The sequence below is a fragment of the Pseudomonas paralactis genome, assembly GCF_001439735.1.
In the GTDB taxonomy this organism is placed as follows: domain Bacteria; phylum Pseudomonadota; class Gammaproteobacteria; order Pseudomonadales; family Pseudomonadaceae; genus Aquipseudomonas; species Aquipseudomonas paralactis.
The window spans coordinates 163,713-179,291 of record NZ_JYLN01000008.1; the positions used below are offsets into that span (position 1 = coordinate 163,713).

Here is a 15,579-nt window from a genome sequence, read left to right on the forward strand (position 1 = left end):
TTAGCCCTCCTTGGCTGGAGTTGCCGGCGCGGATTGGCCGCTGTCTTTCAAGGCCTTGGTGACCTCGGGCGGCATGTATTTTTCATCGTGCTTGGCCAGCACTTCGTCCGCCACTACCACACCGTCAGCGTTGAGTTTGCCCAGGGCGACGATGCCCTGGCCTTCGCGGAACAGGTCCGGGAGGATGCCGCGGTAGGTAATGGTCACGGCCTTGTTGAAGTCGGTGACCACGAAGGTCACGTCCAGAGAATCGCCGGAACGTTTCAACGAGCCCTGCTCTACCATGCCGCCGGCGCGGATGCGCGTATCCAGCGGGGCTTCACCGTTGGCGATCTGGGTTGGGGTGTAGAACAGATTGATGTTCTGCTGCAGAGCGCTCAAGGCCAGGCCCACGGCAATGCCGACGCCGACCAGGATGGCAAGGATGATCAACAGACGCTTTCTACGCAGCGGATTCACTTTTCGGTCTCCCGGCGCAGACGTCGCGCCTCTTGTTGCAGGTAACGCTTGCGGGCCAGGATCGGCGCGGCGACGTTGAGGGCCAGCACCGCGAGGCAGATGCCATAGGCCGTCCAGACATACAGGCCGTGGTGGCCCATGGCGAGAAAATCACTGAAAGAAGCAAAACTCATCCACGTGCTCCCAGGCAGTCTTGCACTTCGGCTTTCACCCAACTGGTACGGGCTTCACGCTTGAGCACCTCAAGACGCATACGCAGCAGCAGTACGGCGCCGAAGAAACAGTAGAAGCCCAGCACCATCAGTAGCAACGGCGCCCACATTTCAACGGGCATCGCCGGTTTCTCGGTGAGGGTGAAGGTGGCGCCCTGGTGCAGGGTGTTCCACCACTCCACCGAGTACTTGATGATCGGGATGTTGATCACGCCGACAATCGCCAGCACCGCGCAGGCCTTGGCGGCGCTGTCACGGTTGCTGATGGCGTTGCCCAGGGCAATCAGGCCGAAATACAGGAACAGCAGGATCAGCATCGAGGTCAGGCGTGCATCCCACACCCACCATGAGCCCCAGGTCGGCTTGCCCCAGATCGCCCCGGTGACCAGCGCCACGGCGGTCATCCACGCCCCGATGGGCGCCGCGCATTGCAGGGCCACGTCGGCCAGCTTCATCTTCCACACCAGGCCGACGATGCCGCACACCGCCAGCATCACGTAGCAGGACTGAGCCAGCATCGCGGCAGGGACGTGGATATAAATGATGCGAAAGCTGTTGCCTTGCTGGTAGTCCGGCGGCGCGAAGGCCAGGCCCCAGACCAGGCCGATGCCGATCAGCAACACGGCGGCGATGCTCAACCATGGCAGCAGCTTGCCACTGATGCCATAAAACCATTTGGGCGAGCCGAGCTTGTGAAACCAGGTCCAGTTCATTGCAGTTTCCATCACGGGTGCTTTTCGTCGTGGCGAAAAGCTTAGGGTCTTTACTGACTCAACGTCATTAACGCCGAGTCAGACCTCATTATTCACCGACGCTGATTTTCAGGCCGGCGGCTATAGCAAAGGGTGTCAGGGTTACCGCCAGGGCGGTCAGGCTACCAAGCCACAAGAGGTAACCGGTCGCCGGCATCCCCATAAGCGCGGCTTGCAAAGCGCCGCTGCCCAGGATCAACACCGGGATATACAAAGGCAGAATCAACAGGGCCAGCAACAGGCCACCCCGTTTCAAGCCGACGGTCAACGCTGCGCCCACCGCCCCCAACAGGCTGAGCACCGGCGTACCGAGTAACAAGGACACCAGCAACACGGGCAGGCATTGAACAGGCAAACCCAGCATCATCGCCAGCAGCGGCGAGAGCAAGACTAGCGCCAAGCCGGAAAAAGCCCAGTGTGCCAGTACCTTGGCCAGTACCAGAAGTGGCAGGGGGTGCGACGAAAGGACCCACTGTTCCAGGGAACCGTCTTCGAAATCACTGCGAAACAGCCCGTCCAGCGAGAGCAGCACCGATAAAAGCGCCGCTACCCACACCAGCCCTGGGGACAAGGTTTGCAACAGTTTAGTCTCCGGGCCGACCGCCAACGGGAACAGCGCGATCACGATCGCAAAGAACACCAGCGGGTTGGCCAGTTCAGCCGGGCGACGGCACAACAGCCGCGCTTCACGGGCCACCAACAAGGCAAACACACTCATGCCGACCACCGCCCCAGATCCAGCTCCCGGTAACCGCCAGGCTTGCGCGCCAGGGTGTGATGGGTAGTGAGCACCACCAGGCCGCCCTGCTCGCAGTGCCGGGTCAGGTGTTCTTCGAGTTGGGCTACGCCTTGTTTGTCGAGCGCGGTGAAGGGTTCGTCGAGAATCCACAGCGGCGGGCCGGGCAGGTACAAACGCGCCAGGGCCACGCGGCGCTGCTGGCCGGCGGACAACGTGTGGCAGGGCACATCTTCAAAACCCTTGAGGCCAACGGCGGCCAGGGCCTGCCAGATGGCCTCGCGGGTAGCAGGGTGATGCAGGGCGCTGAGCCAGCTGAGGTTTTCTTCAGCGGTGAGCACATCCTTGATGCCGGCGGCGTGGCCGATCCAGATCAGGTTGCGCGCAAGCTCCGTACGCTGTTCGTGCAAGGGTTTGCCATTGAGCCGAACAACACCCGCCGTGGGCTGCATCAAACCGGCCAGCAGGCGCAGCAGACTGGTCTTGCCGCTGCCATTGGGGCCGCTGATTTGCACCATGTCGCCACCCGCCAGCCGCAGGTCGAGTTGCTCGAACAACAGGCGCAGGTCGCGTTCACAGGCAAGCGCTACGGCTTCAAGAAGAGGGCTGGTCAAGAGATCGCGGGCCTTTACGGTTCAAGTCGGCGGTGCAGCGGCCGTTATAGAGAGATGCACAATAACGACTTTGGCGACCGATTTTAGAGAGCTGGATCAAATAGTTGTGAGGTTTTTACCGCTCTCTTTGCAGACGGGCGGCATTATACATGCGATGCCCTACTCTAAAGAGGGCAATTTCCCCAGAGACGATGCGCACGATGACCGGTGAGATCAATCTTCCCCCACTGCCACCCACCTCCGCGCCCGGGCCTGCTCCACTGTCCGGGGCCGGCGCGTTGCTCAAACTGCTGGAGCCGCAGGCCGGGTTGATCGACCCTGGGAAAACTGTAAACGCCGAGGTCATCGCACTTAAACAAGGCGGCGAAGCCTTTCAGTTATTGCTCAAGTTGACCCTCGCAGGCGGCCGCCAGACCCTGGTGCAGGCCAGCAGTGCCCAGCCCCTGCCGCTGGGCAGCAATGTGGCAGTGAGCCAAACGCCTGCGGGCAACCTGGCCATCAGCTTGCAGCAAGCGATGAGTGCCAACGTGGCCGCCCTCACCCGCCTGGACACCACCCAAATGCCGGTGGGCACGCTGCTGCAAGCCAAGGTGCTGACCACTCAGATGCTGCCTCAAGGCACCGCGCAACCAGCGATCTATCGCTCACTGGTGAGTGTGCTCAATAACGCCCTGGCCGGTACCACGCTGACGTTGGAAAGCCCTCAACCCCTGCGGGTCGGCAGCTTGCTCAGTGCCGTGGTGCAGAACGCGCAAACCCTGAACTTTGTGCCGCTGAGCGGGTTGAAAGACCAACTGGCCGTGACGCAGCAACTGGCCACCCAGCAAAGCCGCCAAGGCTCGCTGGATGCGGTGTTCTCCGCTCTGCAGAACCTGCCCCGTGGCGACAGTACCTCGGCCGAACTGCGGGGCGCTGCCGAGCGTTTATTGGCGGCCTTGCCCGATCTGGCGCAAGTCAGCAATCCCAAGGTACTGGCGCAAGTGGTGCAAAACAGTGGCGCCTTCCTGGAAGCCAAATTACTCGCCGGGCAGAACCCGCAAATACCACCGCTGGACATGAAAGGCGCACTGTTGCGCCTGGTCGCGGACCTGCTGCCCGCCCTGCCCGCCAACACCAACCTGAACGCGATCCTCGCCGCCAATACTCTGGCTCAGGTGCTGCCGCACTTTGTGCGCAGCCCGTTGAACACCCTCGGCCAGGTCGGCGCTCGGCAGATACCCGCCGGTTTCCCGCTGCCGGAGCGGCTGATGGCGAAACTGGAAGGCGAAGGCGATCTGGAAAACCTGCTGCGCCTGGCCGCCGGGGCGATCTCGCGCTTGCAGAGCCATCAACTGTCGAGCCTGGAACAGACCGGCACCACCGCCGATGGCCGCCTGCAAACCACCTGGCAGTTGGAAATCCCCATGCGCACTCTGCAGGACATCGTGCCGTTGCAGGTCAAGTTTCAGCGCGAGGAACCGGCGCCCGATAAGGACCAGCCCGAGCGCAAGGATAAAAAGGACCCGAAACAGATGCTTTGGCGCGTCGAACTGGCCTTCGACATGGAGCCGCTGGGGCCGTTGCAAGTTCAGGCGCAACTGTCCCAGGGCAAACTGTCCAGCCAGTTGTGGGCCAGTCGCCCTTTCACCGCCAGCCTGATCGAAAGCCACTTGGGCAGCCTGCGCGAGCGCCTGGTGTCATCCGGACTTAACGTCGGCGACCTGGATTGCCACCTGGGCACCCCGCCACGCGGGCCAAAAACCGGATTGGAACAACGCTGGGTGGATGAAACTGCATGAAGAACACCGCCCCACCTCGCCAGGCCATCGCCCTCAAGTACGACGGCCAACAGGCCCCCACCCTGACCGCCAAGGGCGATGACGCCCTGGCCGAAGCCATCCTCAAACTGGCACGGGAAAACGAAGTGCCGATCTATGAAAACGCCGAGCTGGTGAAGCTGCTGGCGCGCATGGAATTGGGGGACAGTATTCCTGAAGAGTTGTACCGCACGATCGCCGAGATCATCGCGTTTGCATGGACGTTGAAAGGCAAGTTCCCGGTGGGCTACGACCCGGATGCGGGGCCGGTGGAGCGGGATGTCACTGAGCGTGGCGACGATTACTGAATAGCCCTCTGTAGGAGCGAGCTTGCTCGCGAAAAACCTCAACGATGACGCGTGTTTTCTGAATAACCGCGGCGCCCAGGTTTTTTTCGCGAGCAAGCTCGCTCCTACAGGGGTTAGTGCTGGCCCCTGCCCCTTTGGAGCCAGCCACATTTTTGATCTGTGTTCAGTTCAAGACTTCGCTCAGGGGAATGAAATTGACCCGGTCGCCAACGGCCAATGTGGTCCCTTCCATCACCTCCACAAACCCTTCGGCCCACGCCGCACTGCGCAGCACCCCGGAGCTCTGGTTGCGATAGATAATCGCCTTGCCCTGCTCGATACGCCCGCGCAGGTATTCGCGGCGATTACCAGGCTTGGGCCAGTCGAAGCCTGCCGACACCTCGAAACGCAGCGGTTCCACCTGCGCAACGCCTTGGCGGCGCAGCAGGTACGGGCGCGCCAACAGTGCAAAGGTCACCAGCGTCGAGGCCGGGTTACCCGGCAGGCCGATCACCGGCACGCCACGAAAATGCCCGAAGGTCAGCGGTTTGCCCGGCTTGATCGCCAGCTTCCACAGCGCCAGTTCGCCCTCTTCACGCAGGGCAATGCCAAGGAAGTCCGCTTCGCCCACCGACACACCGCCGGTAGACAGAATCAGGTCAACGCTGCCCAGACCCGCCAGACACGTGCGAGTCTGTTCCAGATCATCCGGCAGAATCCCGGCATCGATCACTTCACAGCCCATGCGCGCCAGCCAGCTGCACAGCACGCGACGGTTGCTGTTGTAGATCTGCCCCGGGCCCAGCGGCAACCCTGGCTCGATCAGTTCATCGCCGGTAGACAGCACGGCCACGCGCGGGGGGCGTACCACGTCGAGCCGATCCCGCCCCAGGGACGCCGCCAGGCCCAACTCGATAGGCCCCAGGCGAGTTCCGGCGCTGAGTACGCACTCACCCACCGTGGTTTCCTGGCCCTGTGGTCGGATGTTGTCGCCCTCCCGGAGCGGCTCGGTGAAACTCACGCGCTGGTCGGCGTGCACCACGGCGTTTTCCTGCATTTGCACGCAGTCTGCGCCTTCGGGCACCGGCGCGCCGGTAAAGATCCGTGCGCAGGTGCCGTCCGCCAACGGCTCAGGCGCCGTGCCGGCGAAAATGCGCTGGCTCACCACCAGCGGTTCGCCGGTCCAGTCCGCCACACGCACGGCGTAGCCGTCCATGGCACTGTTGGGCCACGGCGGCAGATCGAGCGTCGAGATCAGGTCCTGGGCCAGTACCCGGCCATCGCACTGCGCCAGGGGCAGCGTTTGCTGCACCTGGATCGGCGCCGATTGCGCCATGACGAGCAGCCGCTGCAAGGCCTCTTCCACCGGCATCAGTGCGCCGGTTTTGCCCGGCTTATCCACGGGATTCACACGGCTCGGCCTGCTTCAAATGCGGGACGAAGTTGCACGGGCGGTGGCGATTATCCAGTTGCTCGGCGAGGATGCCGTCCCAACCGGTGCGCACGGCATTGGTGGAGCCAGGCAGGCAGCACACCAGAGTGCCATTGGCCAGGCCGGCCAGGGCGCGCGATTGCACGGTGGAGGTGCCGATATCAGCCACGGAGATCTGACGGAACAGTTCGCCGAAGCCATCGACCTGCTTGTCGAGCAGGCAACTCACCGCTTCAGGGGTGCTGTCACGGCCGGTAAAACCGGTGCCGCCAGTGATCAGCACCACTTGCACCACGTCTTCGGCGATCCAGTGGGCCACCTGGGCGCGAATCTTGTAGAGGTCGTCCTTGAGCAGCACGCGCTCGGCCAGGTTGTGGCCGGCGGCAGTCAGGCGATCGACGAACACCTGGCCGGAGGTGTCGGTGTCCAGGGTGCGGGTGTCGCTGACGGTCAAAACAGCAATATTCAGGGGTACAAAGGGCGCATCGGCCTTGGCTTTCATGGCACGGTCCGGTTGTCGAAGGAACAGCCCGATGTTATATCACAGGCCCCTGTTTACCTGCCGCAGCGCAACCATCATGACGCCTGAATTTTCATCCCTGCCGTGTTCGATCCTGTTGTTGGCCGGTGGTCGCGGCCAACGCATGGGCGGCCAGGACAAAGGCTTGCTGGAGTGGCAAGGCCAGCCCTTGATCGCCCACCTGCAACGGCTGGTCCGCCCGCTCACGGATGACCTGATCATCTCGTGCAATCGCAACCTGGAACGCTACGCTCCCTATGCCGACCAACTGGTGAGCGATGACAGCCCGGACTTTCCCGGCCCGCTTGCCGGCATCCGCGCGGGACTGCTCGCCGCACGGCACGAGCATCTGCTGATCTTGCCGTGCGATGTGCCGCAGATCGATGCGCGACTGCTGGCCGACTTGCGTCAGATTGCCCAACGCAACCTGCGGGTTCCGGTCATGGTGCGTCATGGCGAGTTCTGGGAACCGTTGCTGTGCATTATCCCAACGGGCCTGAAAGATCAGGTGGAACGGGCCTGGCAAGCGGGTGAACGCAGCCCGCGCAAGGTCCTGCTGCAACTGGGTGGCGTCGGCCTGGAATGCCCGGCCGATGACCCGCGCCTGGCCAATCTTAATACGCCCGAACTGTTGCACCCACGGGCTGGCGTGTCAGAATGAGCCTTTCACAAGGAACTTTGCCGACGTCCCATACGTCACAAGGTCAGCAATTTAAAAGTATTTTCTCGGAGACAAACTCATGACTCAACGGACCATCGCCGCTCTCATGCTTGCACTGGGCCTCGCCACCCTCGCCGGTTGCGCTTCGCCAACAGTGATCACCCTGAATGACGGTCGCGAAATCCAGGCCGTCGACACCCCCAAGTTTGACGAAGATTCGGGTTTCTACGAATTCCAACAGCTTGACGGCAAGCGCACCCGTATCAACAAAGATCAGGTTCGCACCGTTAAAGACCTGTAAGTCTTAACGCTTGCCAACAAGGCCCGCTTCGCGCGGGCCTTGTTGTTTGCGGCGTTTACCAGTCGAGGGTGATGGCGCTGCGAAAACTGCGCTCTTGGGCAGTTACCGGGTCAATAAACCGCACGCCCTGGGCCAGCAACTTGAGGGGGTGGGCGTAGTCGTCCTGCGCATCCTTGATCACCTCGGGATAGAACGGGTCATTGCAGATGCTCGCCCCGAGGGCCGTCATGTGTACACGCAACTGGTGTTTCTTGCCGGTCACCGGGAACAGGCCGTAGCGCCATAAATCGCCGTTTTTCTCGCGTACTTCAACGGCCGTCTCGGTGTTGCTGGCGCCCGGCCCTTCCTGCATACGAAAGAACGGTTCGCCATCGACCAGGCGGCTTTTATGTACCAGGGGAAAGCTCAAGTTCGGCAAGGCCGGGGCGATGGCCTCGTAGAATTTGTCGATACGCCGCGTGGGAAACAGTTGCTGATACGCCGAGCGGCTTTGCGGGTTGGCCGAGAACAGCACCAGCCCCGCCGTGTGCCGGTCGATGCGATGCAGCGGCACCAGGGCGGGGTTGTCCAGGCGCCGGATCAGGCGACGCAGCAGTGTTTGCTCAACGTACTCGCCGGCGGGAGTCACCGGCAGGAAATGCGGCTTGTCCGCCACCACCAGGTGTTCATCGGCGTACAGGATGGTTTCCTGTACCGGAATCACTTTTTCGTTGGGTACTTCGCGAAAGTAATAGATGCACAGGCCTTCCTTGTAGGCCAGGCCCAGGCTGATCGGGCTGCCGTTGATATCCAGCACTCGCCCCCGCGCAACGCGGTCCAGCCACTGCTCACGGCCAATGGCCGGGAAGTGATCGCACAGGCAGTCGATTACCGTTGCCCACGGGCCCGGGGGCAGATACAACGTGCTGGCTTGGTGCTGGGCGGCGGAAAAACCGGAAGTGGACATACAGATGCTCGAAGCCTGGAAAACAGGCGGGCATTATCCCGTATGGAGCACGATTGCCTAGAGCCTATCTCAGGCCTTGGCCAATTGTGCCCGCAGGACCGGAGAAGCACTGGCCGCCTCGGTGAACTCCTTGAGCCAGCGCAGTACATCCACCGCTTCCCAACGGCCCGGATCATAAAGCGCGTAGAGCAAGCCCTGATAACCCACCACATCCAGTTGCTTGTGATAACCGGCACGCTGGAACAGCGCTTCGATTTCCGCAAAGCAGGTGTTGAAATGCACTTTGTTGAAGGGCGTCTTGCCTTCCGTGACCAGCCCATCGAGGCGCAGCTCGTTAACCGCGTCGCGCACCACGTCGGCGGACATGCGATTGACGCTGCTTTTCAATTGTTCAACATTCACCACGGGCGTTCCCTCTATTCAATCGCTGTACGAATATACAGTAACGTAATATTGGGAAACCCGCCATCGCATAAACGTCAGCGCAGGAAGGCGACAACCTGATCGGTGTCAAACGGCCAGTCCAGTTCCGCCCCGGTGTCCATACGGCGAAGCACCGGAATCCGCAGGCCGTAGTCGTCTGTCAGGTCATCGGGGTCGGTGATATGCACCAACTCCACCAGCAACCCGTGTTCGACGAGCGGCATGATTTCGGCTTCGGCAATCTCACATAGATGGCAACCCAGGGTGCCGAACAGCTGGCATTCAGGAAGCATGATGAAAGGACTCGATCAAAAAACAGGCCTCCATTCTAAGCCCAACAAGCCCCTTGTAGGAGCGAGGTTGCTCGCGAAAAACTCCCGCGCGCCGCGTTCATTCAGGAACCCCGCGTTATCGTTGACGCTTTTCGCGAGCAAGCTCGCTCCTACAGTGCAAAAAATCTGACCCAGGTCACCATGGCCTATAACTGATTCAGCGATTCTCGCGGCTTTTTGCCCGCCACCCTGCAACGGAGATGCCTGTGTTTGCCAACTTGCTGATTATTCTGGCCTCATCCCTGGTGGTGATTGCGCTGTTTCGCCGGCTGCAACTGCCGCCGGTATTGGGTTATCTGTGCGTGGGTCTGGCGGTGGGGCCGACCGCGCTGGACTGGGTAAACGACAACGAGGACCTGCCGGACCTGGCCGAGATGGGGGTGGTATTCCTGCTGTTTTCCCTGGGCCTGGAGTTTTCCCTGACGAAAATGCTCGCCCTGCGCCGCGTGGTCTTCGGCCTGGGCAGCCTGCAAGTGTTGGGCTGTGGTGTGCTGCTGGGTGGCTTATTGATGGGCTTTGGCCTGTCGCCGGGCATCGCGCTGTTGCTGGGCGCAGGGTTGGCGTTGTCTTCCACGGCCATCGTCAGCAAGGAGTTGACCAGCCTGGGGGAGATCTTCAGCAGCCACGGCCAGAATGCGATAGGCGTGCTGCTGTTCCAGGACGTGGTAGCGGTCTTGCTGCTGACTCTGGTGCCGGTGTTTGCCGGTACCGGTGACCAAGCCTGGTACTGGGCATTGCCGCTGACCCTGGGCAAAACCGTGGTGTTGTTCGTCGGCCTGTTGTTCGCCAGCCGCTGGTTGCTGCCGCGGTTGTTCCATGAAGTCGCCGCGTCCCATTCGGCGGAGTTGTTTGTACTGCTGGCGCTGGTGATTGTGTTGCTCACCGCCTGGCTCACCCACCTGCTCGGCCTGTCCCCTGCCCTCGGCGCGTTTCTGGCCGGTATGTTGCTGGGCGAAAGTCATTATCGGCATCAGATCGAGGCGGATATACGACCGTTTCGCGACATTCTGCTGGGGCTTTTTTTCGTCAGCATCGGCATGTTGATCGACCTGCAGTTGTTCATCAGCCACAGCCTGTTGATCCTCGGCCTGACCCTTGCGCTGATGCTGGTCAAAGGCTGCGTGGTGGGCGTACTGGTCAAGCTGCGTGGCAGCGACACTGAAACCGCCTGGCGCAGCGGCCTGGCCCTGGCCCAGGGTGGCGAGTTTTGTTTCGCGCTGATGGCGCAGATGCAGCAGAGCCGGTTGATTCCGGATGAGTTCAACGGCCTGCTATTGGCCGCCACGTTCTGCTCGATGCTGTTGACGCCACTGCTGTTGCGTGCAGCACCGGCCATTGCCCTGCGCCTGCATCGCAAACCCAACCAGCAAGTGCATCTGGAACACATCACCGCGCTCAACGCCCAGTTGCACGGGCACGTGGTGATTTGCGGTTATGGTCGCGTGGGACAGTCGATCGGGCGGTTTTTACGTCGTGAACACCAGGCATTTATTGCCCTGGATGACGACCCCGAGCGGGTGCAGGACGCCGCCACCGAGGAGAGCAGCGTGCATTACGGCGACTGCCGCCGGGGTGCCTTGCTCAGTGCCGTTGGCCTGGAGCGATCACGATTGGTAGTGATCGCCGTCGACAACAGCGATGTCGCCCTGGTGGTGCTCAAGGAAGCGCGACGGATCAACCCCCAGGTGCCGATCCTGGTGCGCACCCGCGATGACAGCCAGTTGGCTGAACTCAAGGCCGCGGGGGCCAGTGAAGTGGTGCCCGAGTTGCTTGAGTCAAGCCTGATGCTCGCTTCCCACGCCCTGATCCTGCTGGGCCTGCCGGACCAACAGGTACAGGCGCGGGTGGATGAAGTGCGGCAGAACCGCTATCGCCTGTTGCACGGGTTTTATCCGCCGCCACATCCTGATGAGCAAGCGCCGATCAATCCTGACTGACCGCACCGATCTTGTGGATCGACAAATCCGCGCCGTAATACTCCTCTTCCTGGCTCAAGCGCAGCCCTTGCACGCGCTTGATCACGCCGTACACCAGCAAGCCGCCGCCAAACGCCACCGTCACACCCAGGCCGGTGCCGATCAACTGGCTGATCAGGCTGACGCCGCCCAGCCCGCCCAGGGCGGCCTGCCCGAAGATCCCACAGGCGATACCGCCCCACACGCCACACAAGCCATGCAACGGCCATACACCCAGCACATCGTCGATTCTCCAGCGCGCCTGGGCGGCGATAAAGCACCACACAAACAAGCCGCCTGCGACCACACCGGTGACCAGCGCGCCCACCGGATGCATCAGGTCGGAGCCTGCGCAGATCGCCACCAGCCCGGCCAGGGGACCGTTGTGCAGAAACCCAGGGTCATTACGGCCAATCACCAACGCGGCAACGGTGCCGCCCACCATGGCCATCAACGAGTTGACGGCCACCAAACCGCTGACCCCGTTGAGGGTTTGCGCGCTCATCACGTTAAAGCCGAACCAGCCTACGATCAGGATCCACGACCCCAGCGCCAGGAACGGGATGCTCGACGGTGCAAACGCTACCAGGCGCCCTTCGCGATAACGTCCGTTGCGCGGGCCCAACAGCAACACCGCCGCCAGCGCCAGCCAGCCGCCCATGGCGTGCACCACCACAGAGCCGGCAAAATCGTGAAAGCTGGCGCCAAAGCGTGCAAGCAGCCAGGCTTGCAGACCGAAATTGCCGTTCCACACCATGCCCTCGAAGAACGGATAGATAAACGCCACGATCAGCGCGGTGGCGCACAACTGCGGCGCAAACTTCGCACGTTCGGCGATGCCGCCGGAAATGATCGCCGGAATCGCCGCGGCGAAGGTCAGCAGGAAGAAAAACTTCACCAGGCCGTAGCCATGATCGGCGCTGATGACGGCCGCCGGTTGCATGAAGCTCACACCGTATGAGATCCAATAGCCTATAAAGAAATAGGCCAGGGTGGAGATGGCGAAATCGCTGAGGATTTTCGACAAGGCGTTGACCTGATTCTTCTGGCGCACCGTGCCGACTTCAAGGAAGGCAAAGCCGGCGTGCATGGCCAGGACCATGACCGCACCAATCAGGATAAACAGGGTGTTGGAGCTGTGGATCAGTGTATCCACCGCACTTTGCAGATTTTCCATGGAGGTTGGCAGGCCTGCATCAAGGCAAAAAGCACCAAAACGGTTCAAGCCGAAGGTTGGCGCACTAAATGGGTACCACCGGCTTCGCCCCTCTTGGGAGGGCGTGAACCGCTTTAGCGCAGCGATCAACACAACCGGCCGTTGCCGACAGGGTTTTTCCGCGGGTTTAAGTTATTTAGGGTAAGGTTTTTCAAGGCTTGCGCCACGACCGCCCATATTCAGCGCGGGCCATACAGCCTGCGCACCAAGGCAAAGCAAAAGCTGTACCACACAATTGCAGTGAACCTTCAGCGAACGCCGCGACTCGAAACCACACGTACAGATCAGCCACACACGGAGACAACCATGGCCGGTAAAACAGCAAAGACTGCTCAAGAGATACTGATGGCGGATTTTCAAACCCTGGTCAGTGATACCGAAAGGTTGCTGGACGACACCGCAGTGCTGGCCGGCGATCAGGCCGACGAGTTGCGCACCAAGATCCACGAGAGCCTGCTCAAGGCCCGCGAGACCTTGCAACTGACCGAAGACTCCCTGCGCGAGCGCGGTCAGGCGGCGATTACCGCCACCGAAGACTACGTGCAAGCCAACCCATGGCAGTCCGTCGGCATCGCTGCCGGCGTAGGCTTTTTGATCGGCCTGCTGGCTACAAGGCGCTAATCATGTCTATCGGCGAATCCAGCTCATCCACGAGCGCGCACTCTTCAGGAAGCAGTTCCACCTCCCGACGCCTGGGCGCCGCTGTGCTGGGCTTGCTGCACAGCCATGTCGAGTTGTTTGGCATCGAGTTGCAGGAGCAAAAGGCCCGCACTGTCAGCCTGTTGTTGTTCGCCGGGCTGGCGTTGGTGTTTGCCCTGCTGTTGCTGGTGGGGCTGTCGACGCTGGTAATGATCCTGGTGTGGGATACCGGCTACCGCCTGACGGGGATCATCTGCCTTTGCGTGTTCTATAGCCTGGCCGCAGCTTTCTGCGGTGTGCGCTTGAAAGCGGCAGTGTTCGATGAATCCACGCCCTTCCACGCCACGCTCGAAGAGCTGGCCAACGACCGGGAGCGCCTGTTGCCATGAGCATGACCGAGATCCCGAAAAACACCTCCCGCCGGGAAATGCGCAAAACGCTGATCCGTCTTCGCATGGAAATGCATCGCCAGGAAATCCGCCATGAGTCCCAGCAACTCATGGCCCCCCTGCAGAAAATGCGCAACATGCGCCACAACTGGCAGGACAGCCTGGGCATCAAGCACGCGCCACTGTGGGGCGTGGCCGCGGTAACGCTGATGGGCTTTTTCACCGGCAAAGGCGCCAAGGGCGGCAGCATCAGCAGCGTGACGCGCCTGGTGCGGCTGGGTGCCGGGTTGATCCCGTTGATCAAACTGGCCATGCAAGGCTCGCGCAAAGGTTAAACCTTGCCGGCTCTTAGCTTGCCGATACCAGTGGCCCGGCCCTCGTCAACGAGTGCCGGGCCTTTTTTCGCCCGCGCCACCGACCTGTAGATTTTTGCTTGCTCCGCCACGCCGGAAACGGGAAGCTGGCGGATGTCATTCACCGACCGGAGAGTAGTTGCCTTGGATTGGCCCACCCTGCTGAATCGCGAACGTCTGGGAAAACCCCTGCACAGCCCTGAAGAACTGGGTCGCAGCCCCTTTCACAAAGACCACGACCGCATTATTTTCTCCGGCGCGTTCCGGCGCCTGGGCCGCAAGACCCAAGTGCATCCGGTATCGAGCAACGACCATATCCACACGCGCCTGACCCACTCGCTGGAAGTCAGCTGCGTCGGCCGCTCCCTGGGGATGCGCGTGGGCGAAACCCTGCGCGATGCCCTGCCCGACTGGTGCGACCCGAGCGACCTGGGCATGGTGGTGCAGTCCGCTTGCCTGGCCCACGACATCGGCAACCCGCCATTTGGACACTCCGGAGAAGACGCGATTCGCCACTGGTTCCAACAGGCCGCCGGGCGCGGCTGGCTGGATGACATGAGCGGTGCCGAACGCAATGACTTTCTCAACTTCGAAGGCAATGCCCAGGGCTTTCGGGTGCTGACCCAACTTGAATACCATCAGTTCGACGGCGGCACGCGGCTGACCTACGCCACCTTGGGAACGTACCTCAAATACCCCTGGACCGCCCGCCACGCCGACTCGCTGGGCTACAAGAAGCACAAGTTCGGCTGTTACCAGAGCGAGCTGCCGATTCTGGAGCAGATCGCCCATAAGCTCGGCCTGCCCCAGCTTGAAGAGCAACGCTGGGCCCGTCACCCGCTCGTGTATCTGATGGAGGCGGCCGACGACATCTGCTATGCGTTGATCGACCTGGAAGACGGCCTGGAAATGGAGCTGCTGGAGTACGCCGAAGTCGAGTCGTTGTTGCTTGACCTGGTGGGCGATGACCTGCCGCAGACGTACCGCCAATTGGGCCCGCAGGACTCCCGTCGCCGCAAGTTGGCGATCCTGCGCGGCAAAGCGATCGAGCACCTGACCAATGCGGCGGCGCAGGCCTTTGTCGAACAACAGGACGCCCTGCTCGCCGGCACACTGCCGGGCGATCTGGTCGAGCATATGCACGGCCCGGCAAAGCGCTGCGTGCTGGATGCCAAGGACATGGCGCGCAAGAAGATCTTCCAGGACAAGCGCAAGACGCTGCATGAAATCGGCGCCTACACCACCCTGGAAATCCTGCTGAATGCGTTCTGCGGCGCGGCGCTGGAACAACATGGCGGGCGTACGCCGTCATTCAAGAATCGGCGCATACTGGATTTGCTCGGCAATAGCGCGCCGGATCCGGCCTGGCCGCTGCACGCCTCGTTCCTGCGGATGATCGACTTCATCGCCGGTATGACCGACAGCTACGCCACTGAAATGGCACGGGAGATGACCGGGCGATCCAGCCCTCAATAACGACTCGATCACGCGGCCTGTTCCCTGAAGCGAATCGCCCTACGATGGGAACAGAGCGGCCTGATCGAATTCGTACAGGC

General features: G+C 61.6%; 20 protein-coding genes. 9 read left to right on the forward strand and 11 right to left on the reverse strand.

Features of this window, described 5'->3' with window-relative positions:
* From ccmE to ccmA, 5 genes are all read right to left on the reverse strand, one after another.
* Window positions 1-459 carry a cytochrome c maturation protein CcmE gene (ccmE, locus tag TX23_RS20305; protein WP_005786506.1) on the reverse strand — a complete coding sequence of 153 codons (459 nt, stop codon included), beginning with the start codon at window positions 457-459 and terminating at the stop codon, window positions 1-3.
* On the reverse strand, window positions 456-632 hold the full coding sequence (gene ccmD / locus TX23_RS20310) for a heme exporter protein CcmD (RefSeq protein ID WP_003172771.1): 177 nt from the start codon (window positions 630-632) through the stop codon (window positions 456-458). Before ccmD ends, ccmE begins: the two co-directional genes overlap by 4 nt.
* The gene (locus TX23_RS20315; RefSeq protein ID WP_057703742.1) at window positions 629-1,384 is read right to left on the reverse strand and encodes a heme ABC transporter permease; all 756 of its coding nucleotides are present in this window, start codon (window positions 1,382-1,384) and stop codon (window positions 629-631) included. The genes ccmD and TX23_RS20315 overlap by 4 nt, the downstream gene beginning before the upstream one ends.
* Window positions 1,385-1,472: 88 nt before the next feature.
* A complete protein-coding gene (gene ccmB, locus TX23_RS20320) occupies window positions 1,473-2,141 on the reverse strand; it encodes a heme exporter protein CcmB (protein WP_057703848.1) in 669 nt (222 codons plus the stop codon).
* Window positions 2,138-2,773, reverse strand: coding sequence for a cytochrome c biogenesis heme-transporting ATPase CcmA (gene ccmA, locus TX23_RS20325; protein ID WP_057703743.1), 636 nt, complete (start codon window positions 2,771-2,773; stop codon window positions 2,138-2,140). Before ccmA ends, ccmB begins: the two co-directional genes overlap by 4 nt.
* A gap of 200 nt (window positions 2,774-2,973) precedes the next feature.
* Between ccmA and fliK the strand changes: the two genes are divergently transcribed.
* A complete protein-coding gene (fliK, locus tag TX23_RS20330; RefSeq protein WP_057703849.1) occupies window positions 2,974-4,551 on the forward strand; it encodes a flagellar hook-length control protein FliK in 1,578 nt (525 codons plus the stop codon).
* Window positions 4,548-4,877, forward strand: a complete 330-nt coding sequence (locus TX23_RS20335; RefSeq protein ID WP_057703744.1) for an EscU/YscU/HrcU family type III secretion system export apparatus switch protein — start codon at window positions 4,548-4,550, stop codon at window positions 4,875-4,877. The genes fliK and TX23_RS20335 overlap by 4 nt, the downstream gene beginning before the upstream one ends.
* 163 nt (window positions 4,878-5,040) lie before the next feature.
* Here the strand turns inward: TX23_RS20335 and TX23_RS20340 are convergent, their stop codons facing one another.
* On the reverse strand, window positions 5,041-6,267 hold the full coding sequence (locus TX23_RS20340) for a molybdopterin molybdotransferase MoeA (protein ID WP_057703745.1): 1,227 nt from the start codon (window positions 6,265-6,267) through the stop codon (window positions 5,041-5,043).
* Window positions 6,251-6,790: a molybdenum cofactor biosynthesis protein B gene (gene moaB / locus TX23_RS20345; RefSeq protein WP_056857153.1), complete on the reverse strand. Its 540-nt coding sequence runs from the start codon at window positions 6,788-6,790 to the stop codon at window positions 6,251-6,253. The genes TX23_RS20340 and moaB overlap by 17 nt, the downstream gene beginning before the upstream one ends.
* Before the next feature lie 76 nt (window positions 6,791-6,866).
* Between moaB and mobA the strand changes: the two genes are divergently transcribed.
* Window positions 6,867-7,469, forward strand: a complete 603-nt coding sequence (gene mobA, locus TX23_RS20350; protein ID WP_057703850.1) for a molybdenum cofactor guanylyltransferase MobA — start codon at window positions 6,867-6,869, stop codon at window positions 7,467-7,469.
* Window positions 7,470-7,548: 79 nt separating this feature from the next.
* Entirely contained in the window at window positions 7,549-7,770 is a 222-nt protein-coding gene (locus tag TX23_RS20355) for a YgdI/YgdR family lipoprotein (protein ID WP_005786486.1), read from the forward strand.
* Between the two features lie 55 nt (window positions 7,771-7,825).
* Here TX23_RS20355 and TX23_RS20360 read toward each other — a convergent pair whose 3' ends face one another.
* The 3 genes from TX23_RS20360 to TX23_RS20370 all read right to left on the reverse strand — a co-directional run bounded on the left by TX23_RS20360 (window position 7,826) and on the right by TX23_RS20370 (window position 9,432).
* A complete protein-coding gene (locus TX23_RS20360) occupies window positions 7,826-8,716 on the reverse strand; it encodes a pseudouridine synthase (protein WP_057703746.1) in 891 nt (296 codons plus the stop codon).
* A 69-nt stretch (window positions 8,717-8,785) separates the two neighbouring features.
* The gene (locus tag TX23_RS20365; RefSeq protein ID WP_003189932.1) at window positions 8,786-9,121 is read right to left on the reverse strand and encodes a hypothetical protein; all 336 of its coding nucleotides are present in this window, start codon (window positions 9,119-9,121) and stop codon (window positions 8,786-8,788) included.
* Between the two features lie 74 nt (window positions 9,122-9,195).
* On the reverse strand, window positions 9,196-9,432 hold the full coding sequence (locus TX23_RS20370) for a glutaredoxin family protein (RefSeq protein ID WP_057703747.1): 237 nt from the start codon (window positions 9,430-9,432) through the stop codon (window positions 9,196-9,198).
* Window positions 9,433-9,671: 239 nt separating this feature from the next.
* Between TX23_RS20370 and TX23_RS20375 the strand changes: the two genes are divergently transcribed.
* Window positions 9,672-11,408: a cation:proton antiporter gene (locus tag TX23_RS20375; RefSeq protein WP_082629662.1), complete on the forward strand. Its 1,737-nt coding sequence runs from the start codon at window positions 9,672-9,674 to the stop codon at window positions 11,406-11,408.
* Here the strand turns inward: TX23_RS20375 and TX23_RS20380 are convergent.
* Window positions 11,395-12,603: an ammonium transporter gene (locus TX23_RS20380; RefSeq protein WP_057703749.1), complete on the reverse strand. Its 1,209-nt coding sequence runs from the start codon at window positions 12,601-12,603 to the stop codon at window positions 11,395-11,397. The genes TX23_RS20375 and TX23_RS20380 overlap by 14 nt on opposite strands.
* A 345-nt stretch (window positions 12,604-12,948) precedes the next feature.
* Between TX23_RS20380 and TX23_RS20385 the strand changes: the two genes are divergently transcribed.
* The 4 genes from TX23_RS20385 (at window position 12,949) to TX23_RS20400 (ending at window position 15,499) form a co-directional block, all read left to right on the forward strand.
* Window positions 12,949-13,263: a DUF883 family protein gene (locus tag TX23_RS20385; RefSeq protein WP_005786475.1), complete on the forward strand. Its 315-nt coding sequence runs from the start codon at window positions 12,949-12,951 to the stop codon at window positions 13,261-13,263.
* A gap of 2 nt (window positions 13,264-13,265) precedes the next feature.
* Window positions 13,266-13,670: a phage holin family protein gene (locus tag TX23_RS20390; protein WP_057703750.1), complete on the forward strand. Its 405-nt coding sequence runs from the start codon at window positions 13,266-13,268 to the stop codon at window positions 13,668-13,670.
* Window positions 13,667-14,005: a hypothetical protein gene (locus tag TX23_RS20395; protein ID WP_005786471.1), complete on the forward strand. Its 339-nt coding sequence runs from the start codon at window positions 13,667-13,669 to the stop codon at window positions 14,003-14,005. Before TX23_RS20390 ends, TX23_RS20395 begins: the two co-directional genes overlap by 4 nt.
* A 162-nt stretch (window positions 14,006-14,167) precedes the next feature.
* Entirely contained in the window at window positions 14,168-15,499 is a 1,332-nt protein-coding gene (locus TX23_RS20400; RefSeq protein ID WP_057703751.1) for a deoxyguanosinetriphosphate triphosphohydrolase, read from the forward strand.
* The last annotated feature ends 80 nt before the right edge of the window (window positions 15,500-15,579 follow it).